General features: G+C 59.9%; 17 protein-coding genes and 3 pseudogenes. 10 read left to right on the top strand and 10 right to left on the bottom strand.

Features of this window, described 5'->3' with window-relative positions:
* Positions 1 to 70 precede the first annotated feature (70 nt).
* Both ILFOPFJJ_RS35225 and ILFOPFJJ_RS36530 read left to right on the top strand, forming a co-directional pair.
* Positions 71 to 751: a hypothetical protein gene (locus ILFOPFJJ_RS35225; RefSeq protein WP_246299837.1), complete on the top strand. Its 681-nt coding sequence runs from the start codon at positions 71 to 73 to the stop codon at positions 749 to 751.
* Positions 684 to 1,073, top strand: a complete 390-nt coding sequence (locus ILFOPFJJ_RS36530; protein ID WP_376741456.1) for a spore coat protein U domain-containing protein — start codon at positions 684 to 686, stop codon at positions 1,071 to 1,073. The genes ILFOPFJJ_RS35225 and ILFOPFJJ_RS36530 overlap by 68 nt, the downstream gene beginning before the upstream one ends.
* 121 nt (positions 1,074 to 1,194) lie before the next feature.
* Here ILFOPFJJ_RS36530 and ILFOPFJJ_RS26965 read toward each other — a convergent pair whose 3' ends face one another.
* A complete protein-coding gene (locus ILFOPFJJ_RS26965; RefSeq protein WP_173513637.1) occupies positions 1,195 to 1,560 on the bottom strand; it encodes a phosphoglycerate kinase in 366 nt (121 codons plus the stop codon).
* An 873-nt stretch (positions 1,561 to 2,433) separates the two neighbouring features.
* On the opposite strand from ILFOPFJJ_RS26965, the gene ILFOPFJJ_RS26960 reads away from it, so the two are divergent.
* A complete protein-coding gene (locus ILFOPFJJ_RS26960) occupies positions 2,434 to 4,131 on the top strand; it encodes an ABC transporter ATP-binding protein (protein ID WP_246299807.1) in 1,698 nt (565 codons plus the stop codon).
* Positions 4,132 to 4,149: 18 nt separating this feature from the next.
* Here ILFOPFJJ_RS26960 and ILFOPFJJ_RS26955 read toward each other — a convergent pair whose 3' ends face one another.
* The 4 genes and pseudogenes from ILFOPFJJ_RS26955 to ILFOPFJJ_RS26940 form a co-directional block, all read right to left on the bottom strand.
* A complete protein-coding gene (locus ILFOPFJJ_RS26955) occupies positions 4,150 to 4,836 on the bottom strand; it encodes a GntR family transcriptional regulator (RefSeq protein ID WP_173513636.1) in 687 nt (228 codons plus the stop codon).
* 80 nt (positions 4,837 to 4,916) lie between these two features.
* Entirely contained in the window at positions 4,917 to 5,828 is a 912-nt protein-coding gene (locus ILFOPFJJ_RS26950) for a LysR family transcriptional regulator (RefSeq protein ID WP_173513635.1), read from the bottom strand.
* 209 nt (positions 5,829 to 6,037) lie between these two features.
* A complete protein-coding gene (locus tag ILFOPFJJ_RS26945; RefSeq protein ID WP_173513634.1) occupies positions 6,038 to 6,445 on the bottom strand; it encodes a Ros/MucR family transcriptional regulator in 408 nt (135 codons plus the stop codon).
* A 98-nt stretch (positions 6,446 to 6,543) separates the two neighbouring features.
* Positions 6,544 to 6,944 (bottom strand): annotated as a pseudogene (locus ILFOPFJJ_RS26940) (PACE efflux transporter); the annotation flags it as partial.
* 636 nt (positions 6,945 to 7,580) lie between these two features.
* Between ILFOPFJJ_RS26940 and ILFOPFJJ_RS26935 the strand changes: the two are divergent.
* Together ILFOPFJJ_RS26935 and ILFOPFJJ_RS26930 are read left to right on the top strand one after the other, a co-directional pair.
* The gene (locus tag ILFOPFJJ_RS26935; RefSeq protein ID WP_173513633.1) at positions 7,581 to 9,188 is read left to right on the top strand and encodes an asparagine synthase-related protein; all 1,608 of its coding nucleotides are present in this window, start codon (positions 7,581 to 7,583) and stop codon (positions 9,186 to 9,188) included.
* Positions 9,181 to 10,119: a phosphotransferase family protein gene (locus ILFOPFJJ_RS26930; RefSeq protein ID WP_173513632.1), complete on the top strand. Its 939-nt coding sequence runs from the start codon at positions 9,181 to 9,183 to the stop codon at positions 10,117 to 10,119. Before ILFOPFJJ_RS26935 ends, ILFOPFJJ_RS26930 begins: the two co-directional genes overlap by 8 nt.
* 179 nt (positions 10,120 to 10,298) lie before the next feature.
* On the opposite strand, the gene ILFOPFJJ_RS26925 is transcribed toward ILFOPFJJ_RS26930, so the two are convergent.
* Positions 10,299 to 10,943, bottom strand: coding sequence for a GntR family transcriptional regulator (locus tag ILFOPFJJ_RS26925; RefSeq protein ID WP_173513631.1), 645 nt, complete (start codon positions 10,941 to 10,943; stop codon positions 10,299 to 10,301).
* A gap of 266 nt (positions 10,944 to 11,209) precedes the next feature.
* Here ILFOPFJJ_RS26925 and ILFOPFJJ_RS26920 point away from each other — a divergent pair, with 266 nt between their 5' ends.
* The 3 genes from ILFOPFJJ_RS26920 to ILFOPFJJ_RS26910 all read left to right on the top strand — a co-directional run bounded on the left by ILFOPFJJ_RS26920 (position 11,210) and on the right by ILFOPFJJ_RS26910 (position 13,768).
* Positions 11,210 to 12,100 (top strand): LysR family transcriptional regulator, encoded by an 891-nt coding sequence (locus ILFOPFJJ_RS26920; protein ID WP_173513630.1) that lies wholly within the window; start codon positions 11,210 to 11,212, stop codon positions 12,098 to 12,100.
* Between the two features lie 893 nt (positions 12,101 to 12,993).
* Positions 12,994 to 13,344 (top strand): DUF2934 domain-containing protein, encoded by a 351-nt coding sequence (locus tag ILFOPFJJ_RS26915; protein ID WP_173513629.1) that lies wholly within the window; start codon positions 12,994 to 12,996, stop codon positions 13,342 to 13,344.
* 4 nt (positions 13,345 to 13,348) lie between these two features.
* Entirely contained in the window at positions 13,349 to 13,768 is a 420-nt protein-coding gene (locus ILFOPFJJ_RS26910; RefSeq protein ID WP_173513628.1) for an HD domain-containing protein, read from the top strand.
* 26 nt (positions 13,769 to 13,794) lie between these two features.
* Here the strand turns inward: ILFOPFJJ_RS26910 and ILFOPFJJ_RS26905 are convergent.
* Positions 13,795 to 14,672: pseudogene (locus ILFOPFJJ_RS26905) on the bottom strand (tyrosine-type recombinase/integrase); the annotation flags it as partial.
* Positions 14,673 to 14,770: 98 nt separating this feature from the next.
* Between ILFOPFJJ_RS26905 and ILFOPFJJ_RS36275 the strand changes: the two are divergent.
* On the top strand, positions 14,771 to 15,121 hold the full coding sequence (locus ILFOPFJJ_RS36275; RefSeq protein ID WP_312032737.1) for a DUF1403 family protein: 351 nt from the start codon (positions 14,771 to 14,773) through the stop codon (positions 15,119 to 15,121).
* A 915-nt stretch (positions 15,122 to 16,036) separates the two neighbouring features.
* A pseudogene (locus ILFOPFJJ_RS26895) lies at positions 16,037 to 16,750 on the top strand (calcium:cation antiporter family protein); the annotation flags it as partial.
* Positions 16,751 to 16,816: 66 nt separating this feature from the next.
* On the opposite strand, the gene fabI reads toward ILFOPFJJ_RS26895, so the two are convergent.
* The 3 genes from fabI to ILFOPFJJ_RS26880 are packed head-to-tail and all read right to left on the bottom strand — an operon-like array spanning position 16,817 to position 19,765.
* Positions 16,817 to 17,602: an enoyl-ACP reductase FabI gene (gene fabI / locus ILFOPFJJ_RS26890; RefSeq protein ID WP_173513626.1), complete on the bottom strand. Its 786-nt coding sequence runs from the start codon at positions 17,600 to 17,602 to the stop codon at positions 16,817 to 16,819.
* 17 nt (positions 17,603 to 17,619) lie between these two features.
* Positions 17,620 to 18,804 carry an acetate/propionate family kinase gene (locus tag ILFOPFJJ_RS26885; protein WP_173513625.1) on the bottom strand — a complete coding sequence of 395 codons (1,185 nt, stop codon included), beginning with the start codon at positions 18,802 to 18,804 and terminating at the stop codon, positions 17,620 to 17,622.
* Between the two features lie 4 nt (positions 18,805 to 18,808).
* On the bottom strand, positions 18,809 to 19,765 hold the full coding sequence (locus ILFOPFJJ_RS26880; protein WP_173513624.1) for a phosphate acetyltransferase: 957 nt from the start codon (positions 19,763 to 19,765) through the stop codon (positions 18,809 to 18,811).
* Position 19,766: the final 1 nt, after the last annotated feature.

Genomic DNA, 19,766 nt, shown 5'->3' with positions numbered 1-19,766 from the left:
AGAGGAGGGAGCGATGCGCCCGTGTCGCCTGTTAGGACCGGCTCTTGATGCAAGTTGGCGGTCTGCGAACATGTTGACCGGAGATGCGTGGTTCGGCTCGCCGGAACCGACGCGCTCCGTCGCTGCATCTTCTGTGCGTCGGTATCCGCTGCCACGAGGAGCCGCTCAAATTGCACGACGTACCCTTCAAAGACGTTCGGCTGTGCGCTTACGTCGGAGTAGCCAACCGCGACCAGGAGGTCCCAGCGACTACGCCTTCTATCAGACGAAGGATGCCGATTCCCGGCTCGCCTGGCAGACGACCGATCAGTACAACCGCCGCTATGCCCGCGACGGCGGCGGCAGCATTTCGACCGGCGGCTTGAAGATTCTTGAGCGCAACGGCGGGTGGATTACGAATGGCAGCGGGCAGAATTTGCTGACGCTCACCTATCTCGACCGCCAGCAGCAGGACCGCGTGCGGCCCGGCCCGTACACCAACACCTACCAGCTCGTAACGAAGTACCTGTTCAACTCCGGCAATGCGACCTGCGACACGGGCTTGCCCAACCCGACCGGCACCATCGTCACCAACTTCACCGTCACCTCGGGTGTTCCGGAGAATTGTCAGTTCGAAAACTTTGAAAATATCGATTTTCGGGTCCTGGGGCTCTGTCGCCGCAGCGCGGGCCAGTTCGACGGGAGTGCGGGCCTTCGGCAAAGTCGGGATCCGCTGCACCTACGAGACGGACTACACCATCACCATCGATGACGGACAGAATGCCAGCGGTGGTGTGCGACAAATGAAAAGCGGCACCAACTTCCTCGCCTACCAGCTGTTCCAGCCGGGCTGCAGCATTCCCTGGAGGGCAACTAACCACACCGTTGCCGCTGGCACCCGCCGCTGGCACCTACACCGATCTCGTCGTCGTGACTGCGACCTTTTCACGGCGCGAGCGGCGCCGGGACGAAGCCGCTGCCCGGCACAGGTCGCATCAAGCACTTCCGGCGGCGCCGGAAGTCTGCTCAGTCTCACCTCGTGGGCTTCCCGGGACGGGAAACTGGCGCTGGATTGCCGGGACAGTTCCAGATAGCAACTATAAGGAGGGATGCGTCAGTTTCATGAGCAACGGGTCAAGCGAGCGCCGTCGCCCCGCCTGGCGCCTCCCGACGGGCGGAAAACCGGGACGGTCCGACCGTCCCGGTGCAGCGTGCCTACCACCAGGATGTGTAGAAGACAACAAAGCCTGCTGCCAGCGCTTCGCGGGCTTTGGCGACAAAGGCGAGATCATCGTTGACTTCGCTGCCGTCGGACACGCCGAAGAAGAAGCCTTCGGTCGGCGGTAGGGTACGATCGCGGATCGCCGTTTCCAGGCGATCGAGATCGTCGGCGGTTAGCTGAAGGTTCACGCAATTGAATTTCGCGTCGTTGCCGCCCTTCTCGCGGTAGAGCCGCTCCATCCAGCCGTGAAGGTTCGGATGCTTGCGCCAGTAGTGGAGCGCCGTGGCCTCTTCGACTTCAAAGTCGACCGGCGCGGCAGGCGGTTCGCGAAGAGTGCAGGCGTACATGTCGAGTCCCATGACTTTCTCCTTTCGTTGCTCTGTCCTGAAGGACGCGGCGTGAAAGGCCGGGCGGCATCGGCCGCTGCCGTCATGGCCAACACGGGCCTTCGCCGTGGCGTCTCGCCCACGAAGGCCGGCGCGGGCAGGCCATTGACGGCAAGGCGCCGTCCGGCAGAAGCGCGAGAACCGAGGGGCCGCAATGGAAAGGAGCCTGGGACGGGCCTTGTCTTGCACCGGCCAGTGGCATCCCGCGCAAGGACGCGTCGCCCAGCGGCGAAGAGCAAGCTCAGGCAGGCGGTTCCTACGCCACAAGACCATCCGAGCTTGATGTCGCGCGCTGCAAATCCGCGAGATCGGCATCCGCACCTACGAGACGCCCTACCGCATCACTCACGGCCGGGACCCACAGTGTTTGCGTCGTCGTCACATCTATCTTCTGAGCACGAGTGGCCGCGGTAAGGCGCGTTTGGACGAGTGCAACGGCCAGCCGATGGTGACGGCTCGTGGCTTTGTTGGATGGGGCAAACGTAGACACGGCCGAAAGCGAGGACGTCGTTATGCGCGCACCGCGTGATCTTTGAAGCGCAGAAGCAGGGCGAAACCAGCTCTTTGACGTTGGGGAGACCAGAACGACAGAGTGAAGGCGGCTGATATTGCCAGAACGTCAACAAGCCATCTCAGCCGCATCATCTATAAAGCACGTTTCCTGCCGTGATGGCGTCGTCGCTCCGTGTCAGTCGTACGTTATAATCGAGGTATATTTCGCTTATTACGCTCGGTGGGTCCCTTCCTATTAACGTTAGCCCGTAGTCGCGGCGTCCGGGCATCTTTCAGATGCTTGTGGCGACATGACCCGTGTCGACGCCGCTAGCCCGAAGGAAATCATTAGAGATGCCCACTTCGGAAAAGCCGAGCGACTGGCGCATTGTGATGGCTCCGCTCGGCGGGATCCTTCTGAGCTTCTGGAAGGCCTCGCGGGAGACGATAGTGCTCGCTGCTGCCGTCGTGATCGGCGCGTCTTTGGCCTCGGTTTTCGCGCCCTACCTCTTCTCGCGGCTTGTCGATCGCCTGAGTGTTGATCGCTGGCTGGAGACGATTTCTGCGGGTCTTTTGATTTACGCCGTCGTCATTGGGCTCTCGCTCGCGCTGCAAAGCATCGTGAATTACCTCGCAGCGATGAGCGCCGAGGATCTGAATTTCATCGCCGACACTCGCTTTTTCGAGCGCTTGGTCAAGAAGTCACCTCGGTTCTTCGTTGAGCACAATCCCGCGGAGATTCAGTCCGCGCAGATGCAAGGGGCCCAAGCCCTCATCGTCGTGGTGGAACTGGCCTTGATGGCCCTCATACCCGGATTGGTGCAGCTTGCTTTGACCCTGGCCGTGTTGAGTGCCGCCATTGATGCAAGGGTCGTCCTTGTCGTCCTCGTATACGGGGCGGTGTTCATCCCGCTGACGTATTTCTCCAACAAATGGACGCGGCCGCATCTCGAAAAAGCGACAACGGCCGGGCAAGCCAATGCGCAGTTGGTGGGTAACGCTATTTCCTCCATGGAGACTCTGCGCTACTTCGCAAGCTGCGGATGGATGAGTGACCGGTTCAGACGCGGCGCTGAAGAGGTCCTCCACAACTGGCGGGGTTATTGTCTCAAACGGATCGCCTATGCAGGCATCTACGGTCTTGCTCTCGCGCTTCAGTACGCGGTCACCTTCGCCATTCTCCTGCCCAGCTACCGACAGGGGATCGTTTCTGTCGGCGACATCGTGCTGTTCAATGCACTCCTCATTCAACTCAACCAGCCTTTCGAGATGGTTGGTTCGGCGATCGAAAGCCTGATGAGATCCTATGCGCAATTCAGGCCCTTCGCCGACATGTGGGCATATCCGGAGGAGAGTGATCTGACTGCCGCGCGAGGCGAATTCGCGACAGGCGACGGACGGCTCGAATTCGAGAACGTCAGCTTTTCCTACGAAGACGGGCGTGGAATAGCGGACGTAGGCTTTGTCGCCCAGCGGGGGGCCATTACCTTCATCACTGGCGAGACCGGCTCGGGAAAATCGACGGTTCTCAGGCTTGCGTTGAAAACACTCGAACCCTGCAACGGTCAAATTCGTGTAGACGGAGTCGACCTGCGCGATGTTAACCGCCAGGATTGGTATGGAGCGGTAGGGGTTGTTCCGCAGGACGTGATGCTGTTGAACGACACCCTCGCAGCCAATATCGCTCTCGGGCGGCCGATAATTGAGCAGCGACTGCGCGAGGCCGCTGCAAAGGCGGCGATCCTCGATCGGATCGAAGAGTATCCCGCGGGGTTCGCAACGATCGTAGGGGAGCGTGGCCTGAAGCTGTCTGGTGGCGAACGTCAGCGAATTGCAATTGCCAGGGCGCTCTACGGTGAACCGAAGTTTCTGTTCCTGGACGAGGCGAGTTCCGCCCTCGATGAGACCACGGAAGCGGCTATCATGGACCATATTCGGAAGATTGCAGGCGAAGTGACCGTCCTGGCGATCACCCATCGCAAGAGCACGATCCATCATACAGACAACGTCGTCGATCTACACGATCGGGCAGGCGTAACTGAATGCGTATAGAGCAGCGGTAATTTGCCATCACATATAGGGCGAAGGGCGCGGGTTGGCGTCGGCCAATGCCGCGACGATTCCGGCCAGGCTTGCGTATCGCCTGAACACCTCGTCGACAAAGCACGCGACCTCGTCCCAGTGGCTGGGCTGTCTGGTTACATTTGGCTCCGGGGCGGCGTAGAGGTCAAAGTTGCTGTAGATGTAGTATCGATAGTGGATCGTTTTGCCCCATATGTAGCGCACGATCGTCCAATCGACCTCCGCCATCCTCTTTGATGCCACCGCAAGGAATTTACTATCGAAATCAGCGCATTGCCCCCTCTCAAGTGAACTGTAGCTTGAATGTGCGGCAACCCACTCAAAAACGTCCCAATGCCAGGCCAGTAGCACGTTCTGCACGATGGCGTCCTTCAGTTCGGCTCGAGCGTCGTCCGAGGCGGGTCTGTCCTGCTTGGCAACGAGGTGGCGCGCAATATTGAATGCCTGCTCGATGTAACGCGCCTTGAGAGGAGGAATAAAGAATCCCTTCGAAGGAATGCTGTCGAGCGCGTCTTGCTGGGCGAGGCGGATGAGGGCCTCGCGAACCGGCATGACGCTTGTTCCGATATCGTGCGCTAACGGTTTGGCAGCAACGCCCCCAACAATGAAGTGAGGGCGAGCGAAGATTTGCTCGCACACCTGCTCGTAGACTAAATGGTTGATAAGAAATCCCACCATTCCTCCTTCACTACCCCAAGGGCTGTCCTGTCCTGATCTGTCCAGGAGGCGAATGCCGCCAAGCATCCTTATGGCCGCTAGGGGAGACAAAACGGCAGCGCAAAGCGATCGCGCACGAAGCCAAGAAAATTCTTCAACGCCGGATTGGAGTTGTCTTCGCGCCAGTATCCGGAATATGCGATCAAGCAGAGTCCGTGAGAGGTGCGAACCTCCCGTAAGACGACGTTCGGGTACTGCAATCCAGCGGCGCCTTCGCAGGTGATGGTTACGCCAACCCCAGCGCCGAGCATGTTCATGATCGACTCGCGGCTGACCGGTTGCATCTTGATTTTTGGACGCGCTCCGAATGCCGATAGACGACCCAATAGCATGTCGCGAGTCTCAGGCCCCGGATCATTTGCAGTAAGCCAGAAAGTTTCGTCGCGCAGGTCCGACCATTGCACCGACTCGTATGCAGCGAGCGGGTGGTCGGCCGCCATCGCGACCAGCACCCGCTCACTCCAGAAGGCGGCCCGTTTGATCTCAGAATAGCTTACCTCGCCGGGTAATATGGCAATATCAACGGCGCGCTTGTTGAGACCGTTCACGAGATCCGTGCGTTGAGCTTCAACGGCATCGATCTCCACGTCGGGATTGCTTTCGCGCCAGCTGAGCAGTGTAGCGTGCAGGTTCCCGGCAGAAACGGGGACATTATAGCCGATAGTCAGGCCCCCGACGCGTCCTTGTCCGGCAGCATGCATGTCCGCAACGAGTTGATCGACTTTGTTGACGATGTGGCGCGCCTCGCGAATGAATTCCCTGCCAACCCGGGTGGGCGAAATCCCGGAAGGCGTCCGCATGAACAACGTTACGCCTAAACAATCCTCCAAGCGGAAGATGCTTCGGCTAAGCGTCGATCGCTTGATGTTGAGTGCCTCCGAAGCGCGATGGAAGCTGCGACAGTCCGCAGCCGCGATTGCATGCCGAAGCTGGCGGATATCGAAAGGCATGTTCTTTCTCCCGTCGGCGCAGAGTCCCTGCCCAAATGGATTTGCGACATGCAAGGCGTGGCTTCGGCAGGGGCAGAGCGGTCGGCGGCGATAGCGCTCGCGGTCCTTTGCACTCGCTTCAGAACCGTTGAACCTTCCGTTTCCCAGAGCCCCGGCCTGCGGCGTAGCCTTCTCCTACGTGGGTCTCGGCACCTCTCCGGCCCGGCTTCCTAGGTGCGCCTCTTACCCAGGCCCAGTTGCTTCGCCAAGGCTGACCGCTTAGACGCATAGTTCGGCGCCACCATGGGATAATCCGCCGGAAGCTCCCACCGCTTCCGATATTCGTCAGGTGTGAGACCGAGCTTTGAAAGGTGCCGTCGCAGAGACTTAAACTTCAGCCCGTCTTCCAGGCAGATCAGGTAGTCAGGCGTCACGGAGTTGCGAATGTCGATGGGTGAGGCAGGCCTCCGGACTGGAGACGAACCTCCATTCCGCAATCGTTCGAGCGCATCGCCAATATTGTGAATTAAGCTCGACAGCTCACCAGTCGAAACCTGATTGCTGGCGACATAACTGGCGACAATGCGGGTAGCGAGTTGAGCAGTCAGTGTTGCAGTACGGTCCTGGATGCACTTCATCATTCGTCCTCGGTTGTTTTGGCGACCGGCTGGTCAACTACAAGCGCCCCTTGTCCAAGATGCAGCATCATGAATGGCACGCAGCCGCCTCGTCGCTGCGCAGCATCCGCAGCACGATGAACGGGCAAGGGGAAGGTCCGATCATAGGTAAGATTAAAGCCGACAAATCCATCACGAGTGTGTCCCAGAGCGACATGCCGAGATACCAAGAGACCGGGGGGATGAGCATGATCAGAAAGCCGATCTCGAACAGCGCAGTGTGAAGGATCCGGAGCGCGTAGGTCTTTGTCGTATTACCGACGAGGCGCAGCATTGCGTGGTCAAAGCCGAGATTGAATCCGAAGTTCCAGATCGTCGCCAGGGTCGAAGCGAAGACGCCGACGACGCTCATGTGACTTGCCGGCTGGCCGAACACGTAAGCCCCGACTGGCGTGACAATAGCCAATCCGAGCCCCTCAAACAGAACTGCGTGCCGCATTCGGTCAGGGAAAGTGCGCATAGTGGACACGCTGAAATCTTCCTTCTGCGAGTTGTGTTGATCGCGCCTTTTCTATCTGCAGCATGAGGTGCATCAAGTTAGATAGTATCTGCTAGATAGATAGATGCCGTTTGCATGGATCAGGCGGAAGGCCTTCTGCAGCCGGGAACACGGGTGTTTTGGCCCGGGCTCTGCGACAAGCGCAGTCGCCCGTCAGCACTCAGTCGGAAATCTTGAGCAGGATCTTGGTCTTGAGCTGTTCAACGGATCAGGACGCAACCCGTTACTTCGGCAGGGGCTCCTGCCAAAAAACCGCAAGCTAAAGCTCGATCCTCGAGACCACCGGATCGACGTCCCGCGCAATGAAGTGACGGCTATAGCGCGCGCACTGACAAGACCCCTGGAATGGCTGGTGTATGTGCAAATACAACCGCTTATACCGATATATTCAGAAATAAACTGAAATACTTGGACATAATCGCGAGGGCAACCGCAGATTCTGGCGTCAGCAACGGTCATCGAAAGGAAAGACCATGATCACCTTCAGGTCGATCGCGCCCCTGAAGCGCATCAAGCGGATAGCCCGCGCCACCAAATTTGTGATGCAGGGCGACAGCAACCGCTTCCGCTACTGATACTGGCGCGCGGAGGCTTGCCATGGTCACCTTCGAGCTGCAGCTGCATGAGTGCCCCCGCGCGCCGCTCCTGAATGGGACGATGTGCCGTTTGGGTGATCGATCGTTTGTTGAAGCTTTTTCGCATTCAGCGATATTGATGGAGCTCTTCTTGGCCGAAGGCCGCTGGCTGATCGTCGTTTATGAACGCGGTAGTCAGGAAGGCTCCGGCACGATCCCTCCTTCCGGAGAGATGTTGTCGGAAGCAGCCTTCGAAAAGGTCTTTCGCGAAATCGTCGGATTTCCGAACGAGTTCTTCGCGATCGAATGCTCCTACAGCGCCGGCGGGACCCGTGTAAGGCTCCTGTCGGGATCGAACGGAACCTGCCCGATCTACGTCTCCGGAGAGGGGACGAAGTTAACGGGCAGCTGGGACATCCTGACACTTGCTCGTGGTCGGTCGAGCAAACGCTTCGACGAACAGTTTCTCATTCATGCTGCATATCGGGCGGTCTATACGACCCGCACCCCCTATCATGGTGTCGCCATGATGCCGCCCTGTTCAGCCATCAACTGGGACGGCGGCTCGCCCACGATAACGGGGCCGGGACCACCAGACCCCGACATCGACACGGCCGTCGACATCGACGAGGGACGCGCTCTATCCGAGTTCAGCCTGTTGTTGGAGGACGTCTGGAATACTCGAGCGCTTGTGCCAGCCGCGGCCGCGATTGAGCTGAGCGGGGGCTACGATTCGGCGGCCGTCGCGTTGTCGTTTGCGAGACGCGTTGGGCAGGGTGCTGGTCATCTGTCGATCCTCGTGCCCAATCCAAGCCTTTCTGCAAGCCAGAAGGAGCGCATCGCCGCTGTTACCTCCGCGTGTCGCGCGAATTGCCGGTTCTTATGGATGCGGGATTACTTGCCGAGTTACGCGAAACTGGCGCGATTTCCGAGCCTCTACTACCAGAGCGAATCCTACTACGCGGCATTCCAAGAGCTGTGGGCTGGTGCCCGACGCGCCGGAGCAGACACTGTCATCAGTGGCCATGGCGGCGACGAACTCTTCCCGACGTTTCAAGGCGAGGAATTTGAAACCGATCGGCTGCGGGATGCGGTCGGGCCGGATCCGAGCTTCGTCGAAGGTCAGTTCCTGAGTTGCCTGACGAAATCAGCGAGGGAGCTGGCTGAGGCACCGCTCTGGAGCGCGGTCGCGGTGGCACCGAGCAGGATATCGGCGCTCTCAGCTATGGCACGTCACACGCCGCTGGTCATGCAAGAAGGCCTGTGGCCGCTCTATCCGCTGTGCAACGTCCCGTTGGTTCGCTTCTGTCACGCGCTGCCGTTGGAGCTTCGCTTTGAAAAGGCGCTACTCCTATCCTACATCGAACATTCGATCCCGAGGACACCGTTCTTCCGGAACTATCAGAAGGAAAATTTCCTTGACGGTGACATTGCTGGATTGCTGAAGGAAGAAAACGAAATCAAGATGTTGGCGCGAGATATGGCGGTGTATGACCTCGACATCGTCCTGTCACAACAATTTCGAACGGATGTTGAGCGGTTTTACGACACAAAGTCTTTTGAGCTTCTGCACCACATTTGCTCGATCTTACATCTGGAAGCCTTCCTTCGGGAGAGCGCACATGCGTGACGTTGAAGACCTCCGTAATGCCGAGCGCACCCTGGCCAAGGTTCTGGGGCAGGGTGAGCTTCATTTGGAACTCGTGCTCAACGGAGTGAATAAGACTCTCGCCGGCCACTGCGAGCAAGGCGATTTCTATCTTCGACTGTCCCCGGAAGGTCTCCACTCGTCCCTCGAGTTAAAACGCGAGGCGATGATCTTGAAATGCATCGCGGGGCACGACCCATCCATCGCAGCAAAGCCATTCATGGGTCCGAAACATGCGGGAACCGCCTTCGTGTGGGATGGCGAGCGCTATTATGGAATTGCGACCACCGTCGCGGCGGGAGATCCGTACGATGATTCAGCCGGTCGGTTGAGGCAATTCGGGCGGGCGCTTGGGAAACTGCACGCCATTCCCGTAACCGAGAAGTTCGAGCGAGTGGAGCGTGCAACCCACCTGACCGCCACGGCAAAACTGGCGGAAGAGATTTCGCTGGTCCAACGTGCGGCCGCCCAATGGGCAGATCGCGGCGAGCCGACCAGCTCTGGCAAGACTTCCATCCGACACGGCGATGCCTGGCCAGGGAACGGCCGTTTTAGCGGCTCCAAAGTAACGCTCTTCGATTTCGAGCACACCTCCGTTGGAGATCCGGTGGCAGATGTTGCCAACGTCGCTTGGTGGCTGACCGGTCTTCAACAGCCGTCCGCGCTCAAGTCCGAACTGTGGAGCGCATTCCTGGAAGGCTATGATGAGATACAGGATGGGGAGAGAGCGGACCTATCGAGCCTTCCATACCACGTCCTCTCGGTCGAACTCCGATCGTTGATCTTTCTGCGGGACTTCATCAAACTCTCGCCGGAAGTGGAGAAATGCGTTCTCGCCGGGACGCACCATCTCGTCGGCGTGTGGCGAGACCGTGCCGTCCCGGAAAGCGGATTTTTGAAGGATGGCTGGTAAAACGCGGATCGGTGCTCACGAAGTCTGCGCGGCCCGATGGGAACGCGCTTGTTGAGATCTATCTCAGCAGTCACGCTCAGGCGCCAATGCCGGACCAGTCGTTACAGCACCCTGGCTTTGGCTTCCGGTCGAAGCTGGAGAGCGGGTGAGTGCAGGAATTTGCAGAGGCACTGCCTCACTCAGCTCTCCTTGAAAACGAGTTTGGCTGCGTTCTGTGTGTGGGCAAGCGATATCATCCGCTCCACCGTGGAAGACATCTGATTGACCTGCGTCGAGATCTCCTCGACATCGCCGGCACCGACGATAAGCTCAATTATCCTATGGACGATCGCCTTTAGATCGGTGAATTCCGCCTCACACTCGATGGGCGGGGTGAGCAACAGATGGTCCAGTGCTATCGAGAACAGAAGATACTCGATTCCCGAAAGGCTGAACTTCCCAATGGCGTCGACGAGACGGAAACAAAATACGGAGGGATGGAGTTCGTCCTTTTCCGCCGCAGCGGCCTGAATGCTCGCGATCAGGAACTCTCGGTCCTCTCGCAGCAGGAATTTTCGTACCGCCTTCTGAAAGAGCGATCGCGCCCACGTGAGCGCATCGAGTTGTTCGTGCTGCGAGGGCTTGTGAACGTGATAGCTTTGCTTCGCACCGCCGCGAATGAAACGTCGCTCCGCCAAGCGGATTAGCGCCTCCCTCACGGGGACCGCACTGATTTTTAAGGCCTGGGCAATCTCCGTTACGTCTATTCCCGAGCCGGCAGCAAGCCCCCCGGTCAAAACCTGATTCCTGATATGCGCTCTCGCGATTACGGACTTCGCATCCATTTTCCATCTCCACGAAATTGGCAGAACCGAGATAGGAACAAGCTGTCTTTGCAATTCGTCTGATGGGCGACAGCCCCGACACGGCAGGGCGCCTATATGCTTCGCCTATCGGTGCCCGTTCGCGCACACACTCCGCCACCATTACTTATTCGGCACGGAAAGCCCCGGCCAAATGGAAACTTTCCGTTCTCATGCTGCGTTGACCGCGCCGTTTCTATCTGCATGATGGGGTGAAGCAAGTTAGGTGGTATCTGGATTCTAGATAGATGTCCGTATCCATGGATCAATTGGAAGCCTTCGTTGCGGCCGCTGAACACGGTTCGTTCTCTGCCGCGGGCCGTGCCTTGCGAAAAGCGCAGTCAGCCGTCAGCACCCAAGTCGCAAATCTCGAGGAGGATCTTGGTCTCCAGCTTTTCGACCGGTCGGGGCGGACTCCTTCACTTACATCGGCTGGGGAACGGCTCCTGCTCGAAGCCAAGGTGATCCTGGACCGTCGAGAACACCTGATCGGGGTCGCCAGCAGCTTCGAGGCTCATGTCGAGACACGCCTGGTCGCCGCAATCGATGAGCTCTACCCTGACCGCGAATTGGGCGTGGTTTTCTCGGAATTTGCGTCTTGTTTTCCGCATGTCGAACTCGAGGTCCTATTTCCGATGATGGAAGACGTGGGCCGCCTCGTGATGGATGGAAAGGCCGATATTGGCGTGACGTGGCGCCAGGAGGCACCGCCTGCTGAGCTTGGATTCCGGACGCTTGGCTGGGTTCGGCTGAAAATGGTGTGCTCAAAGGATCACCCTTTGGCGAACGCTCTCGTAGACTGGGAGGACCTCAAGCGCCATCGCCAGATCATGGTTGCCGTTCGGAACGGGGGTCCGGAAAAACAACGCTTGCGAAAGGCCGCGAAAGTCTGGTGGGTGGAGAGTCAGTGGGTCATATTGCAATTGGTCAGGCAAGGCATCGGCTGGGCGCTTGTTCCTGACCACGTCATCGCATATTCACCGTATGCACCGGATCTTGTTACTCCGGCGCTGCAGTTTGGCGACGGACAGTTTCCCGTCGCATTGGAAATGATTTGGCACAAGCAACGCGCTTGCGGGCCAGCTGCGAAGTGGCTCCGTGAGCGCTTCGCTGCTACGAACATCGATGCCGCTAAGTGAAGAAAGCGTTCATCGCACACTGCGGTTTTTTGGCTGGCCGGGTTGCATGAAGTCTGGGAAGCAGCCTTCGATGGCCTGATGAGATGCAGACGCGTCTACCGTCGGCAGTTCTCGTGGGGTGTCAGGCTGGCAACGTCCGCGGAATGCAGAGCTGTAACATGCCCACTTAAAAATCCCCTCCGTTCAGGCCTGTTCCGGTGCCGCGTCGCAGGGTGCAAGTGATCTGTGGACCAAGCGGGCCAACGAGGTCATTGACACGGACTGTGCGGAATGCGCTTGCATCCAATATTGACACTGAAGTTGTGGCCATTGGTGTCTGCTTCGAAAGGTATAATAGCGGCCATGCTCACGCCGGTCTGATGAAGTATAGAAGTATATACTCTTAAACTCATAACAATATTTGCTTTATTGGTCCGCTGAATATTGAAAAGATGACTGCGTAGTCTGCCCGTCGCGATGGACTAATTGAGGAAATGCATTGGTCGCTAGGCGAGGTTAGCGGGGATCATTACTATCGATACTTGATCCCTATCGATAGTAAGGTGCCGCGGAGATCGGCGTCCGGGTGACGGAAGATAATTGGGAAATAGCTTCCGAGTAAAGAAGTATTAACAATGATTTCAGTCGCTTGCAAATTGCCCAGAGCCTGCTGCGACCCATGTCCGACGCCGGCACCGCGCTCGCGCTGTGGCTTTTACTTCCCGATTTCAGTTGAAGCTCTAAGCTGAAAAACCGGCACGTAGATTGGCTTAACGGCTTCATACTTGGCCGGGGAGGGCCTTTCAGCTGCCGGATTCCACAAATAATCGGCTCTGTGACGAACGGTATCGACGCGACCACAATCCTCTCTACATCTTATCGAAACGAGCCCATTGCCTTCGGAGGAAAGCATCATGGTCGCTAACAAGCACGAGCAGATCCGACGTCGCGCTTACGAAATTTGGGAGAGCGAGGGGCGTCAAGAGGGGGCGAACCTGCGACATTGGCAACAAGCCTGCGAAGAATTGGGTGGCAACAGCGACCACGAGACGCCGCAAGAGCTGGACGAAGTCGATCGGGCTGATGCTGCCCCACTTCAGGGTGCGGAAGGGAGTGGCGATATAGATCTGGGCAGCGGAAAATCTCCACGTGCCAGGAAAAAGCCCAACAACGCACCGTCCCCCAAGCCCGCTGTGCCGGAGGTAGAGATAACGACGGGAGAAAAGCCGTCGCGGCAGAAGATCAAGAAGACCGAAGGGCCGTGATGCCATGCAGCATCTCGATCATGCCATTCAGGTCGCTCTCGAGGCACATGAGGGCCAGGCAGACAAAGTTGGTCGACCCTACTTCGAGCACTGCCAGCGGGTCGCGCTCCTCGTTTCCGGTGACGAGGCACGAACGATCGCCTATCTCCATGATATCGTTGAGAAGGGAAGAGGGTGGACGCTCGACCGGCTAAAGGAGGAAGGCTTTCCTTCGCCGATCATATCTGCTGTTGACGCTTTGACGCGGCGGTCGGGCGAGTCCGACGACGAGCTTGTCAGGCGCGCGGCCTCCAATCCTTTAGCCCTTCCCGTCAAGCAAGCCGACCTGGAGGACAATCTTTGGCAGGTTGATCAAACCGGCGGCGATGCGGAAAAGTATCGGCGTGGCCTCGATATTTTGCGGGACAGCAAGCACAGACGCTGACGAGTTAGCCAGGCCGGAAGGGGAGGGGCTGCTTTGGTGAGATTGACACGGAAGCGGTCGCGCCGGCGCTGATATCGTAGCGTCATCTCGGCGCTGGCATGGCCGAGCTGCTTCTGAACGTAGCGTTCGTCAACCTCGGCCGAAGAGGTGAGCCCGGCGCGCAGAGAATGGCCTGAGAATTTTTCGGCGCGCTCGCCTTCGCTGAGATAGCCGCGAACACCGGCGGCAAGTACCGCCGCCTTGACGAGGCGGGCGACCTCTTTGTCGTTGAGGCGGTCTGTCCTACGTCCTTGTCCTTTCCGGTAACACGGCGGAAGAGGGGATCCTTGGCGAGTCTTGCCAACCTGATCCAGATCTCGACGGCAACGACCGGTAGGTTGCGTCGACGGAGCCGCGGCCGATTTCCACCTCGCGCCAGCCGGTCTTGCCGCGCAGTGTCACAAGTAGCCCCTTGTCGAGGATTTCGATCCAGCCGCCCGTCCTCCGTCTGGTCGCGGCCAAGGTCGAGCCCGGTGATTTCGGAGCGGCGCAGGCCGCCGGCAAAACCGATCAGCAACATCGCGCGATCGCGCAGGCCGCGCAATGTGCCGCGATCCAGCGTCTCCAGCATGGCGATCAGGTCTGCCGGCAACACGGCCTCCTTTTGCCGCGGCGGGGCGGCGTGGCGGTTGCGGATGCCGGCGAGCACGGTTGCAATTGCGCGATCCTCGCGGTCGAGCGGCATGCCGCGCTGGGCGCAGTTCCAGCCGATGGCCGAGAGGCGCCGCTCGATCGTGGAGACGGAATTGGCCCTCATGCCGCGTTCCGCCGTGCCGGAGGCGCAGGCGGTGATGTAGAGGCCGACGAGGTGCGGATCCGGGGGGAGGGCTGAAAGGTTCTGGCGCCGGCAGCAGGCGGCGAAATGCGGGTCTGATCGACCGCACCGAGGACGAAAAGGCGCTGCGCGATGCCGTGCTGCTTACCGCTGCGGGCGACGATCCTGGGCCGGCCGGAAAGGTGTTTTTGGCTACAGAAGGCTGGGCGGTCGAAAACCCAGCATTTCTTCGAAGGGTTTGGCCGAACTGGCTGGCCTGGGCGCTGGCCGACATGCTGATCGCCGCAATGCTGAAGTGGGACCGTCCCGTGCCGCTGCTGACGGCCGAGCGTTACGGCTCGGCCTTCCGCACACTCGGGGGCAGGGGCCGGGTGCGGCCGGGTGAGCCCGGTTTCCCGCGCGTCGTTCCGGATTTTTGGGTTGTGACGGTGCCGGGAGCGACTGCAGCAAAGCCATCGCGTGGCAGGAGGTCAGGGGGAAAGGTCCTGTTCGATCGCGGCAGAGCTGCGCTGACGCGAATGGTTGCCCGCGGCGGATAGAGCGGCGCCGAGCTTTCACCCGCCCTTGTCCGAGAGGAGCGCGGCACCTCCTCCGGTCGATCGAGCTGTCGTGCGCCCGGCAATCGCAATGCCCTGATGCGGGAATTTATGGCAGCCGACGACAAGCTTGCCCGCGAAGAGATCATCGCCCGAAACCGAGCAGCGACTGCTTGATACCGAACCTGAAATAATCGCTTAAAGATAAACGACCACGCCCCGCAAACCTTCTTTCTGCACGACGTAGCCGGCCGTTTTAGGATGTGGCCGGAACTTATCTTCGCCGGGACAGCAGGAAGGAGTTGCGGCAGGGAGCAGTGACGGCTCCTGTCCGCAAACGCCGCCTTTCAGGACTGTATCCACCAAATTCCCGATTCCACTCAGATCGGCATTCCGGTCCGGGTACCAGGCGCGATTTTCACCACTAGCTCTGGCCGTAGGCTCTAAGCATGTCTGCGAGGTCCACAGTCGGCCAACGGTCGTTGGTCGCAATCGGCCGCCCCCTTTTTCGCACGAGAGCATCCGCGAGCGGCCCAATCAGCGCGCTGTGATCACCCGCCGGCGGAATCAGACGTCGCCACTGGCCAACTGCCCCGTCATCGTAATCATCCATCAGCCGGTCACTGGGGTCGCCTGTAAGCCGTTCGATACAACGCGTGCGCGCCGATGTGGACAGGCTGGTCAGGATCGTCCTCGGATAAAGGCCAACACGGCTGGGTATGCTCAGAAGACGCCGAACGAGGGCGCCGCCGGAGGGGCGAGCCACTCATTGAATCCAGTCCGCGAATATCGTCGATGCACCGGTCGAGCCGTTTTGCCGCTGGACACATGGCGATGATCGATGCGCGACGCAAATCGTAGCCGCAGCGGGCACAGTAATGCTGCGGGACGAATGCAGTCTGGTCGAAACCGGCAATCAATCGGGTGAACGCACGTTTCCAGGCGAGCCTGCTATTCCTGGCGACGATCGCAATTCTGGTTCCTTCCCTGATCAGCGAAGTGGGTCGGACCCCCGCAGTTGCCTTCTCTCAGAAGCTGAGCTTGGGATTGGCGGTCCTTCTCATCGCTGTCCATGCATTGGGCATGTTGTTTTCCTTGAGGACGCACCGGGAGCTCTTTGCGAGTGCCGGCCATGCCGATGTCGACGAGAAATCATGGCCGCTTCCGGTGGGGATCGTCGTGCTGATTGTCGTCGCGCTATTGGTCGCGATGATCAGCGAGATATTCGTAGGCTCCGTGCAAGTCGCCGCGCAGCATCTCGGGATGACGCCCGCCTTCGTCGGCTTTATTGTCGTCGCGCTCGTGGGGAGAGCCGCGGAGATGACCAGTGCCTTCTCGGCCGCGCGTGCCAATCGTCCCGACCTGAGCGTCGGCATCGCCCTCGGCAGTGCAGCGCAGATCGCTCTCTTCGTCGCGCCTGTCCTGGTGCTCGTCAGCTATTTCATAGGACCGGAACCGATGTCCCTGCAATTCTGGCCGGGCGCGGTCGCAATGATGCTAATCGCCACTATGGCGGCAACTCTCTTGTCCAATGGTGGGCACGCGGCATGGTACGCGGGCGTGATGGCCCTGGCCGTTTACGCCATATTCGCCCTCACGCTCTTTCTCTTACCGCCTGGAACGGGACAATGAGCGAAAGTGGGACAACGGAGGCATAAAGCGGATCTTCAATGCTTCCCTTGAGACGGCTGCCTGATGTCAATCGATGATGTGATAGCCGCCATCGACGTAGAGCACCTGACCGGTGATGAGCCGTGCGGCGTCATGCGCAAGAAACGCGGTCGCAACACCGACGTCATCGATATCGACCAGGTCACGGGTCGGCGATTTCGCTTTCGTCTTCTCCAGTAGCGCATCAAACTCGGGAATGCCGGAGGCGGCGCGGGTCGCAAGGGCGCCTGGAGAGATCGCGTGAACGCGAATGCCCTTCGGCCCCAGCTCGGCGGCGATGTAACGCACGGCGCTCTCGAGTGCGGCCTTGGCCACGCCCATGATGTTATAGTTCTCCACCACGACCTGAGAGCCGTGGTAGGTCATGGTAAAAAGCGTGCCGCCCCTTTTCATCAACGGTTCGGCGAGGTGCGCCATGCGGATGAAGGACCAACAGGAAATTTCCATCGTCGCCAGGAAGCCATCCCGCGGCACGTCGGTCACGCGCCCGCCGAGCGCATCCTTCGGCGAAAAGGCGATCGAGTGGACCAGGAAGTCGAGCTCTCCCCAGGTCTCTGCGATGCGTTCGAAGACCGCCTCGATCTGGCCGGACACGGCAACATCCAAAGGCAGGAAGATCGGCGCCTCGAGCTCGCGCGCCAGCGGTTCCACATAGGGCTTCGCCTTTTCGTTGAGGTAGGTGACCGCGCATTCCGCTCCGAAAGCACGGAATGCGCGCGCGCACCCCCAGGCGATCGAGCGTTCGTTGGCGATGCCGACGATGAGACCCTTGCGGCCGTCAAGCAACTTGGCTTTCGCGGCGGGAATTGACATGGGTGTATCTCCGTTGATCAGGAAGCGCTGCTGCGGATGAGCGCCAGCGTATGGCGCGCGATCATCAGTTCCTCGTCGGTCGGGACAACCAGGAGCTTGACGCGGCTCGCCGCAGTCGAAATCAGCGCCGCGCCGGCGTCGTTCGCCGCCGGGTCGAGTTCCGCGCCAAGCCAGGCGAGGCCCTCGGCGATCCACGCGCGGATCGGCGCTGAGTTCTCGCCGACCCCTGCGGTGAACACAAAGGCGTCGATGCCGTCGAGCGCTGCCGCCAGCATGCCGGCGTTGAGTCTGCAGCGATGGACGAAATGCTCGATCGCGAGGGAGGCACGCGGGTCATCACTCGCCAGAAGTTCGCGCATGTCGTTCGAGATGCCGGAAAGACCCTTGAGACCGGCCTCATGATAGAGGAGTTCGGAGACGGCGTCGGCGCTCATGCCCTTCTCCGAAATGAGATAGAGCACGACGCCGGGATCGAGCTGGCCCGGCCTTGTGCCCATCGGCAGGCCGTCGAGCGCCGTGAAGCCCATCGTGCTCTCGACGCTGTGGCCGTCGCGCAGCGCGCACATCGATGCACCGCTTCCAAGATGCGCGACGATGACCTTGCCGAACGCCTCTTCGGACGCGACCTTGCGAAGGTGCTCGGCGACGTACTCGTAGGAAAGCCCGTGAAAGCCGTAGCGCCGCACGCCTTGATCGTAAAACGCTCGCGGCAGCGCATAGCAATCGGCATGATCGGGGTGTCCGCGATGGAAGGCGGTGTCGAAGCAGGCGACCTGCGGCACGTCCGGGTTGATCTCCATGGCAAGCCGGATCGGCGCAAGATTGTTGGGCTGGTGCAATGGCGCAAGATCCTGGTAACTAGCGAGACGGTCGAGGACGATTGCATCGATCAGCACGGGTTGCGCGAAGTCGGGGCCGCCATGCACGACGCGGTGACCAATCGCGCGTAGCTCGAATCCCTCGAGCGTAACCAGCCATTCACGTGCTGCCGCGATTGCGGCTGGCAGATCGCGAACGGCTTCTGCGGCGTAGCTCCGATCGACAAGCGCGCTCCCGTCGGCACCCTTCGCTTGCAGCCGCGGTCGCGTACCGATACCGCCGATCTGGCCACGCACCTGGCGGTAGAGATTGGCGCCTTGGATGCCGAAGACCTGGAACTTGAGGCTCGACGAACCGGCGTTGACGACGAGGATCGCGTCCATGGCTCTAGACCGCCGCGACTTGCATGGCGCGGCGCCGCGCTGCGAAGAGTGCGGCGACCGCGCAGGAAGCGAGGCGCGTCCGCACTGAATCTGCTCGCGACGTCAGTACGATCGGCACGCGCGCGCCGAGCACGATGCCGGCCGCATCGGCATGGGAAAGGAACGTCAGGTTTTTCGCTAGCATGTTACCTGCCTCCAGATCCGGCACGACAATGATCTGGGCATGGCCGGCAACTGGTGAGCTGATGCCCTTGATCCGGGCCGCCTCCGGATCGATCGCGTTGTCGAACGCCAGCGGTCCGTCGAGCAGCCCGCCGGTGATCTGGCCGCGCTCGGCCATCTTGCAGAGCGCCGCCGCTTCGATCGTCGATGGGATCTTGGCGGTGACTGTCTCCACGGCCGAAACGATCGCGACCCGCGGCTCGCCGAGCCCGATCGTCACCCAGAGATCGATTGCGTTCTGGACAATGTCGCGCTTGGCATCAAGGTCCGGGAAGATATTGATGGCCGCATCCGTGATGAAGAGCGTCTCTGGATGCCCCGGGACGTCCATGACAAAGACGTGGCTGATCCGCCGGTCGGTCCTGAGGCCGGTGGCAGAGGAGGCGACCTCATGCATGAGTTCGTCGGTATGAAGGCTTCCCTTCATCAAGAGTTCACCCTTGCCTTCGCGAATGAGCGCGACCGCCTTGGCCGCGGCGGCGTGACTGTGGGGTGCATCGACGATCTCCCGGTCGGCGATTTCAAGTCCGTGCTCCGCCGCCACGTAACGGATCTTCGCTTCCGGTCCCACGAGCACTGGTTTGATCAGCCCCATTTCCGCCGCTTCGAGGGCGCCGCGCAAAGAGGTCTCGTCGCAGGGATGGGCGACGATCGTCACCGCGGGCGTTTCGGCCTGCGCGGCGGCGATCAAGCGGTCGTACTTGGACGGCTCCGCCGTCAGTTCAGTCACTTCGGACACT

Source organism: Sinorhizobium psoraleae, from assembly GCF_013283645.1.
In the GTDB taxonomy this organism is placed as follows: domain Bacteria; phylum Pseudomonadota; class Alphaproteobacteria; order Rhizobiales; family Rhizobiaceae; genus Sinorhizobium; species Sinorhizobium psoraleae.
This window is presented reverse-complemented; position numbering and strand designations above follow the sequence as displayed.

Bases quoted from the DNA above. Each gene is read 5' to 3' on its own strand.
- ILFOPFJJ_RS26920 (WP_173513630.1), top strand. From the start codon at position 11,210: ATGTCCGTATCCATGGATCAATTGGAAGCCTTCGTTGCGGCCGCTGAA.
- ILFOPFJJ_RS26885 (WP_173513625.1), bottom strand. From the start codon at position 18,804: ATGGACGCGATCCTCGTCGTCAACGCCGGTTCGTCGAGCCTCAAGTTC.
- fabI (WP_173513626.1), bottom strand. From the start codon at position 17,602: ATGTCAATTCCCGCCGCGAAAGCCAAGTTGCTTGACGGCCGCAAGGGT.
- ILFOPFJJ_RS26930 (WP_173513632.1), top strand. From the start codon at position 9,181: ATGCGTGACGTTGAAGACCTCCGTAATGCCGAGCGCACCCTGGCCAAG.
- ILFOPFJJ_RS26910 (WP_173513628.1), top strand. From the start codon at position 13,349: ATGCAGCATCTCGATCATGCCATTCAGGTCGCTCTCGAGGCACATGAG.
- ILFOPFJJ_RS26945 (WP_173513634.1), bottom strand. From the start codon at position 6,445: ATGAAGTGCATCCAGGACCGTACTGCAACACTGACTGCTCAACTCGCT.
- ILFOPFJJ_RS26915 (WP_173513629.1), top strand. From the start codon at position 12,994: ATGGTCGCTAACAAGCACGAGCAGATCCGACGTCGCGCTTACGAAATT.
- ILFOPFJJ_RS26925 (WP_173513631.1), bottom strand. From the start codon at position 10,943: ATGGATGCGAAGTCCGTAATCGCGAGAGCGCATATCAGGAATCAGGTT.
- ILFOPFJJ_RS26935 (WP_173513633.1), top strand. From the start codon at position 7,581: ATGGTCACCTTCGAGCTGCAGCTGCATGAGTGCCCCCGCGCGCCGCTC.
- ILFOPFJJ_RS35225 (WP_246299837.1), top strand. From the start codon at position 71: ATGTTGACCGGAGATGCGTGGTTCGGCTCGCCGGAACCGACGCGCTCC.
- ILFOPFJJ_RS26960 (WP_246299807.1), top strand. From the start codon at position 2,434: ATGCCCACTTCGGAAAAGCCGAGCGACTGGCGCATTGTGATGGCTCCG.
- ILFOPFJJ_RS26965 (WP_173513637.1), bottom strand. From the start codon at position 1,560: ATGGGACTCGACATGTACGCCTGCACTCTTCGCGAACCGCCTGCCGCG.
- ILFOPFJJ_RS26950 (WP_173513635.1), bottom strand. From the start codon at position 5,828: ATGCCTTTCGATATCCGCCAGCTTCGGCATGCAATCGCGGCTGCGGAC.